This is a genomic window from Streptomyces sp. NPDC054841 (assembly GCF_053611045.1).
In genome coordinates this window covers 22011-28814 of the sequence record NZ_JBSGZO010000038.1, presented here as the reverse complement: position 1 = coordinate 28814, position 6804 = coordinate 22011, and the positions used below count along the sequence as shown (strand labels likewise).

At 72.6% G+C, this 6804-nt stretch carries 3 protein-coding genes; 2 read left to right on the top strand and 1 reads right to left on the bottom strand.

The features are described 5' to 3' along the window. Positions 1-18: 18 nt before the first annotated feature. The gene (locus tag ACWGI8_RS08470) at positions 19-4767 is read left to right on the top strand and encodes a type I polyketide synthase (protein ID WP_453659351.1); all 4749 of its coding nucleotides are present in this window, start codon (positions 19-21) and stop codon (positions 4765-4767) included. A gap of 63 nt (positions 4768-4830) precedes the next feature. Here the strand turns inward: ACWGI8_RS08470 and ACWGI8_RS08465 are convergent, their stop codons facing one another. Then, positions 4831-5835, bottom strand: a complete 1005-nt coding sequence (locus ACWGI8_RS08465; protein ID WP_453659350.1) for a Gfo/Idh/MocA family protein — start codon at positions 5833-5835, stop codon at positions 4831-4833. 155 nt (positions 5836-5990) lie between these two features. Here ACWGI8_RS08465 and ACWGI8_RS08460 point away from each other — a divergent pair, with 155 nt between their 5' ends. Continuing rightward, positions 5991-6710: a GntR family transcriptional regulator gene (locus ACWGI8_RS08460; RefSeq protein ID WP_453659362.1), complete on the top strand. Its 720-nt coding sequence runs from the start codon at positions 5991-5993 to the stop codon at positions 6708-6710. Positions 6711-6804: the final 94 nt, after the last annotated feature.

Sequence of the window (6804 nt, the reverse complement as noted above, 5' to 3'; positions counted from 1 at the left end):
GACCAAAGAAGGCCCCTCATGACTGACATCGCCATCGTCGGACTCGGCTGCCGCTTCCCCGGCGCCGCGGACATCCCGGCGTACTGGAAGCTCCTCCTGAGCGGCGAGCGGCAGTTCTCCGCCGTTCCGCCCGAGCGCTGGAACCACGCCACCTTCTACGAGCCCGACAACCGGCGTGCCACCCACGCCGCCTACACCGACCAGGTCGCCTTCCTCACCGACGTGGATCGCTTCGCCGCCCTGCACTACGGCCTGCCGCCGCGGCGCGCCCTGGCCATGGACCCGCAGCACCGGCTGATGCTCGACGTCACCCGCGAGGCGCTCGACGACGCCGGATGGGGCCGCGGCGACTTCGACCGGGAACGCACAGGAGTCTTCTTCGGCATGTCGGTGTCCGACTACAAGGAGCTCATGGCGGCCCGGATCCGGGCCATCACCCTCGCCGACGGCTCGCTCGGCGGCGAGGCCGACCCGGAGATGCTGCGCACCGTCAAGGAGCAGGCCGAGCAGCTCAACGCGGTGCAGACCTTCACTCTGCCCGGCAGCCTGCTCAACATGGCGCCCGCCGCCGTCAGCCAGCAGTTCGACCTCGGCGGCCCCAGCTTCGCCGTCGACGCCGCCTGCTCAGGGTCGCTCATCGCCCTCGACCAGGCCGTCGCCCACCTGCGCCAGGGCACCTGCTCGAACGCCCTCGTCGGCGGCGTCTACCTCAGCCTCACCCCCGACAGCCTCGTGGGCTTCTCCAAACTCGGCGCTCTCTCCGCCGCCGGGGTGTGCCGCCCCTTCGACGAGCGGGCCGACGGTTTCGTCCTCGGCGAAGGAGCCGGAGCCGTCGTACTGCGGCCGCTCGCCGACGCCCTCGCCGACGGAGACCGCGTCTACGCCGTCATCAAGGGCATCGGTTCCGCCAACGACGGTGCGGCCCCCGGGCCGCTGGCCCCCACCGCCGAGGGGCAGCTGCGCGCCATGCGCCGCGCGTACGCCGACGCCGGCCTGCCGCCGTCGGCGATCGGCTTCATCGAGGCCCACGGCACCGGCACCACCGTCGGCGACCGCATCGAGGCCGAAGCGCTGCGCAGGCTGCGTACCGAACACCCCGACGACGACCCCAGCCTCTGCTACCTCGCCTCCGGGAAGGCCCTCATCGGCCACTCCCTGTCCGCCGCAGGCGTCGCCGGACTGATCAAGACCGCCCTGGTCGTCCACCACCGGACCGTTCCGCCGCAGCCGGATGTCACCCCCCACCCGGACCTCGGTATCGACGCCGCCGGACTGCGCTTCGCCGACGGCGCCCGCCCCTGGACGAACGGCACCTCCCCGCTGTGCGCCGCCGTCAGCTCTTTCGGCTTCGGCGGCACCAACGTCCACGCCATCCTGCAGCAGGCACCTGACTCCACTCCCGCACTCTGCACGCCGACCGGCCCCGGCACACCGGCCACGTTCGAGACGCCGGAGGAACAGGCCGCCGAACCCCACCTCGTGCTGCTCTCGGCCGGCAACATGCCGCTGCTGCAACAGCACATCGCCGACCTGCTCCAGACCCTGGAGGCCGACTCCTCCTGGTCCGTCGCGGCCCTGGCCCACACCCTGGGCGGCCGCGAGCCGCTGACCGCCCGACTGGCGATCGTCGCAGCGGAGCGGGACGAGTTCGTCCAGCGGCTGCGCCGGGCCGCCGGCCAACTCGCCGACGGCGCCCGCGGCGACCTCGGCGACGGCGCATTCGCCGCCGACGCCCCGCTGCCGCCCGCACAGCGCCGGATCGCCTTCCTCTACCCCGGCCAGGGCAGCCAGCGCCCGCACATGATGGGCGATCTCCACCAGCGGTTCGCCGGCTTCCGCGCCTCCATCGACGCCCTTGCCGTGCCCGCAGCCCGGCACACCGGCATCGACCTCACCGACCTCCTCTACGGCCAGGGCGCCGACCGGGACGAGACCGAGCGCAAGCAGCGCATGGCCGACACGGAGGTGTGCCAGCCCCTGCTGGGCACCGTCCAGATCGCCACCACGCGGCTGCTGGCCGGCTGCGGGCTGACCCCCGACCTCGCCCTCGGCCACAGCGTCGGCGAGTTCGCCGCCGGTGCGGCCGCAGGCGCCCTCACCGACGACGAAGCCCTCGACCTGCTCGCACAGCGCGGTGCCCTCCTGCGCGAGGCCGAGGCCGAGCCCCGCGGCGGGATGCTCGCCGTGCAGACCGACGAGGACACTTGCCGGGAGCTGATCCACGACATCGACGACGCCTGGCTCGCCTGCTTCAACCAGCCACGGCAGCTCGTGGTCAGCGGCACCACCGAGGCGCTGGACACCCTGCGCGACCGCTGCGCCGGCAAGGGCATCGTCACCGCCTCCCTGCAGGTGTCCAACGCCTTCCACTCACCCCGGCTCGCCGGCGCCGAGAACGCCATGCGCACCGACCTCGCCGACCGTGCCCTGACCAGCCCTCAGCTCCCGTTCGTCTCCAGCGTCACGGGCACCCGGTGCGCCGGCGCGGCCGAACTGCGCGACGCGTGGGCCCGTCACGCCTCGGCACCGGTCCGGTTCACCGAGGCCGTCCGCACGGCCTACGAGACCGGCGCCCGCGTCTTCGTCCAGGTCACCGGCGGTGGCTCCCTGCTCACCGCCGTCCGCCGCACCCTCGCCGGTCACGACGACATCCATGTCATCGCCACCGACGGGTCCACTCCCGACGGCACCCGCGGCTTCCTGCGCGCCCTCGCGCGCCTGGCCGTCCTGGGTGCTCCCGTCGACTTCCGCACCCTCGTTCCCGCACCGCAGCGCCGATATGTCGACCTGCCCGTGGCACGGCTGGAAACCCAGTCCTACTGGGTGCTTCACGACAAGCCCAAGGCCAAGGCCAAGCCCAAGGCCAAGCCGAAGACCGCCACCGACCCCGCCCGCGCCACGGCCCCCGACCCCGCCCGCGCCACGGCCCCCGACCCCGTACCGGCCGCCGTCCCGGCGCCCCGCACCGCACTCGCCCACACCCCCGCCGCCCCCACCCCGGAGACCCTCATGCACGAACTGATCAACATGATCCAAGAGCAGGTGACGATGCTCAGCCGCCTCAGTGAAGCGCTCCCCGCCCCCACCACCCCGCCCCCGGCACAGACCTTGCCCATACCCGCCCCCACCACACCGCCCGCGGCCGAGCCCGCCGGGCAGCCCACCGAGTCCACCGGTGCTGCCGCCCCGGACCCGGCCCAGGTGAACGAGACCGTGCTCGCGCAGGTGGCCCGGATCAGTGCGTTCCCGGTGGAGCACCTGCGCACCGACCAACTGCTCATCGACGAGCTCGGCTTCGACTCCCTGATGCTGACCGACCTGTTCGCCTCCCTCAAGCGGCACTGGCCCGCCCTGACCGTCGACACCACCTGCACCCGGCCCACGGTCGACTCCGTCATCACCATGATCACCGACAGCTACGGGAACTCCCCGCCCACGAGCGCACCCGCGCCCGCGGTTGCGCCCACGCCCGCCGCTCCGGAGCGCGACCCGGCACCGGTCCCGGCCGCCCTGCCCGAGGAGCAGACGCGGATCGCGAGCTTCCCCGAGGTCACCGCGCACAGCGAACGCCTCGGCATGCTCGACCAGCTGGACCTGACCAACCCGTACTTCCTGGTCCACGAAGGCGCGATCAATGACACCACCGTCATCGGCGGCCAGGAACTGATCTCTTTCTCCAGCTACAACTACCTGGGCATGGCCACCCACCCCGAGGTCGGCCAGGCGGCCAAGGACGCCGTCGAAGAGCTCGGCACCTCGGTCTCCGCCAGCCGCCTGCTGTCCGGCAGCCGCCCGCTCCACGTTCAGCTCGAAGCCGAACTCGCCGCCACCCTGGGCTGCGAGGACGCCATCACCATGGTGGGCGGACACGCCACCAACGTCACCGTCATCGGGCACCTGGTCGGGCCGGGGGACCTGATCGTCCACGATGCCCTCGCCCACGACAGCATCCTGCAGGGCTGCGCCCTCTCCGGCGCCACACGCCGGCCCTTCCCGCACAACGACGCGGCCGCCCTCGACGCGCTGCTGGCCCGCGTACGCCATCAGTACCGGCGCGTCCTCGTCGTCATCGAGGGCGTGTACAGCATGGACGGCGACATCGCCGACCTGCCCGCCCTCATCGAGGTCAAGGAACGCCATGGGGCCCTGATCATGATCGACGAGGCCCACAGCATCGGCGTGATCGGCGACCACGGCCGCGGCATCGGCGAGCACTTCGACGTCGGCCGCTCCTCGGTCGACCTGTGGGCGGGCACCCTGTCCAAGGCCCTGGCCAGCTGCGGCGGTTACGTCGCGGCCGACAGCGCCACCATCGACTACCTGCGCTACACCGCGCCCGGCTTCATCTACAGCGCCGGCATGACCCCCGCGAACGCCGCCGCCAGCCTCGCCGCGCTCCGGACCCTGCGGGCCGAGCCCTGGCGCACGGCCCGGCTGAGGGAGAACGCCGCCCTCTTCCTCACCCTGGCCCGCCAGGCCGGCATCAACACCGGCGACAGCCATGACACCCCGGTCATCCCGTGCATCACCGGTGACTCACTGAAAACGCTGCAACTCGCCCAGGCCCTCCAGCAGGACGGAATCAGCGTCAACCCCATCCTCCATCCGGCCGTGCCCGAGGAGATGACCCGGCTGCGCTTCTTCGTCACCTGCGATCACACCCCCGAGCAGATCCGGCACACGGTCACCACCCTGGATCACCACCTGCGCCGCCTCGACGCCTGCCACGCCGGTCAGGGGCGGGCCCCGGACCCGTCCGGCAGCTGAGCCACGACGAGGGCGCCGGCGGATGAGGCTGAGATCGTCCGCCGGACAGGCCCTCGGCCGGCCTCAGCCGCCCGCGATCTCCTCCATCCGTACCGGGCGCCGCTCCCGCCGGGACAGTTCGCAGGCCTCCGCGACGCGCAGCGCCTCCAGGGCCTCGCGGCCGTCGCAGGGGTTGGCCAGTTCGCCGGCGGCGACCTGGATGAACGCGTCCAGCTCGGCCTCGTACGCCGGGGCGAACCGCTCCAGGAAGCCCGGCCAGGGCTTGTCGGCGGCGGGTGCGCCCTGGGGCTCGGTGGAGGTGATCGGCGTACGGTCGTCGAGGCCGACGGCGACCGTGTCGGACTCGCCGCACAGCTCCATGCGGACGTCGTAGCCGGCGCCGTTGCAGCGGGTGGCGGTGGCGGAGGCCAGGGTTCCGTCATCGAGGGTCAGCACCGCAGCCGCGGTGTCGACGTCGCCCGCCTCGCGGAACATCGCGGGCCCGGCGTCCGAGCCGGTGGCGTACACCTCCACGATCTCCCGGCCCGTGATCCAGCGCAGGATGTCGAAGTCGTGGACCAGGCAGTCGCGGTACAGGCCGCCGGACAGCGGCAGATACGCGGCGGGCGGCGGAGCCGGGTCGGAGGTGATGGCCCGGACGGTGTGCAGCCGGCCCAGCCGCCCCGAGCGCACCAGCTCACGCGCCGCCCCGTACCCCGCGTCGAAGCGGCGCATGAAGCCGAGCTGGAGCACGGTGCCCGCGCTCTCCACCTCGCGCAGCGCGCCGAGCGTCCCGGGCAGGTCCAGTGCGATCGGCTTCTCGCAGAAGGCGGGCAGCCCGGCGCGGGCGGCCCGGCCGATCAGATCGGCGTGGGCGGCGGTGGCGGAGGCGATGACGACGGCGTCGACGCCCCAGGTGAAGATCTCGTCGACGGAGGGGGCGGCGGTGGCGTCGATGCGGTCCGCGACCTCGCGCGCCCGCTGGGCGTCCGTGTCGGCGACCACCAGGGAGCCGACCTCGCGATGACGGCTGAGGACGCCCGCGTGAAAGGCGCCGATACGTCCGGTTCCGATAAGTCCGATGCGCATGGCCCCAAGGTGGAGTCCGCCCCGTGGCCCTGTCAAGCATTTGTCCTGACAATCGAACGACACAACTTCCCGTCAACAGGCCCTGCGGCTACGCTCGCAGCGTGCCCAAGCAGCCAAGAGACACGCCGGACGCCGCCGTGTCGCTCCCGCTCAGTGTGGACCGCACCAGTCCGGTTCCGCTGTACTTCCAGCTCTCCCAGCAGCTGGAGGCCGCCATCGAGCACGGAACACTCACCCCCGGCAGCCTGCTCGGCAACGAGATCGAGCTGGCGGGCAGGCTCGGCCTGTCCCGGCCCACCGTGCGCCAGGCCATCCAGTCGCTGGTCGACAAGGGGCTGCTGGTGCGGCGCCGCGGAGTGGGCACCCAGGTCGTGCACAGCCAGGTCAAACGACCGCTGGAGCTGAGCAGCCTCTACGACGACCTCGAGGCGGCGGGCCAGCGTCCGGCCACCCGCGTACTGCAGAACACCATCGAGGCCGCGACCGCCGAGGTCGCGGCGGCCCTCGGGGTGCCGGAGGGCAGCGACGTGCACATGGTCGAGCGGCTGCGCTCCGCGCACGGCGAGCCGATGGCGCGCCTGCGCAACCATCTGCCCACCGGGCTGCTCCCGCTGGACACCGAACAACTGGAGTCCACCGGCCTCTACCGGATGATGCGCGCCGCGGGCATCACCCTGCACAGCGCCCGGCAGTCGGTCGGGGCTCGGGCCGCCACCGGGGACGAGGCCGCGCTGCTCGGCGAGGAGGCGGGCGCCCCGCTGCTCACGATGGAGCGCACCACCTTCGACGACACCGGGCGCGCCGTCGAATTCGGCTCGCACGTCTACCGGGCCTCGCGGTACGCCTTCGAGTTCCAGCTGCTCGTACGGCCGTGACCTCCCAGCTGCTCGTACGGCCCGGCCCTGACAGGGAGCGAACCTGACAGGGAACGAAAGGGAACGGATTCGAGCCAGTGCGGCGCAAGTTTGG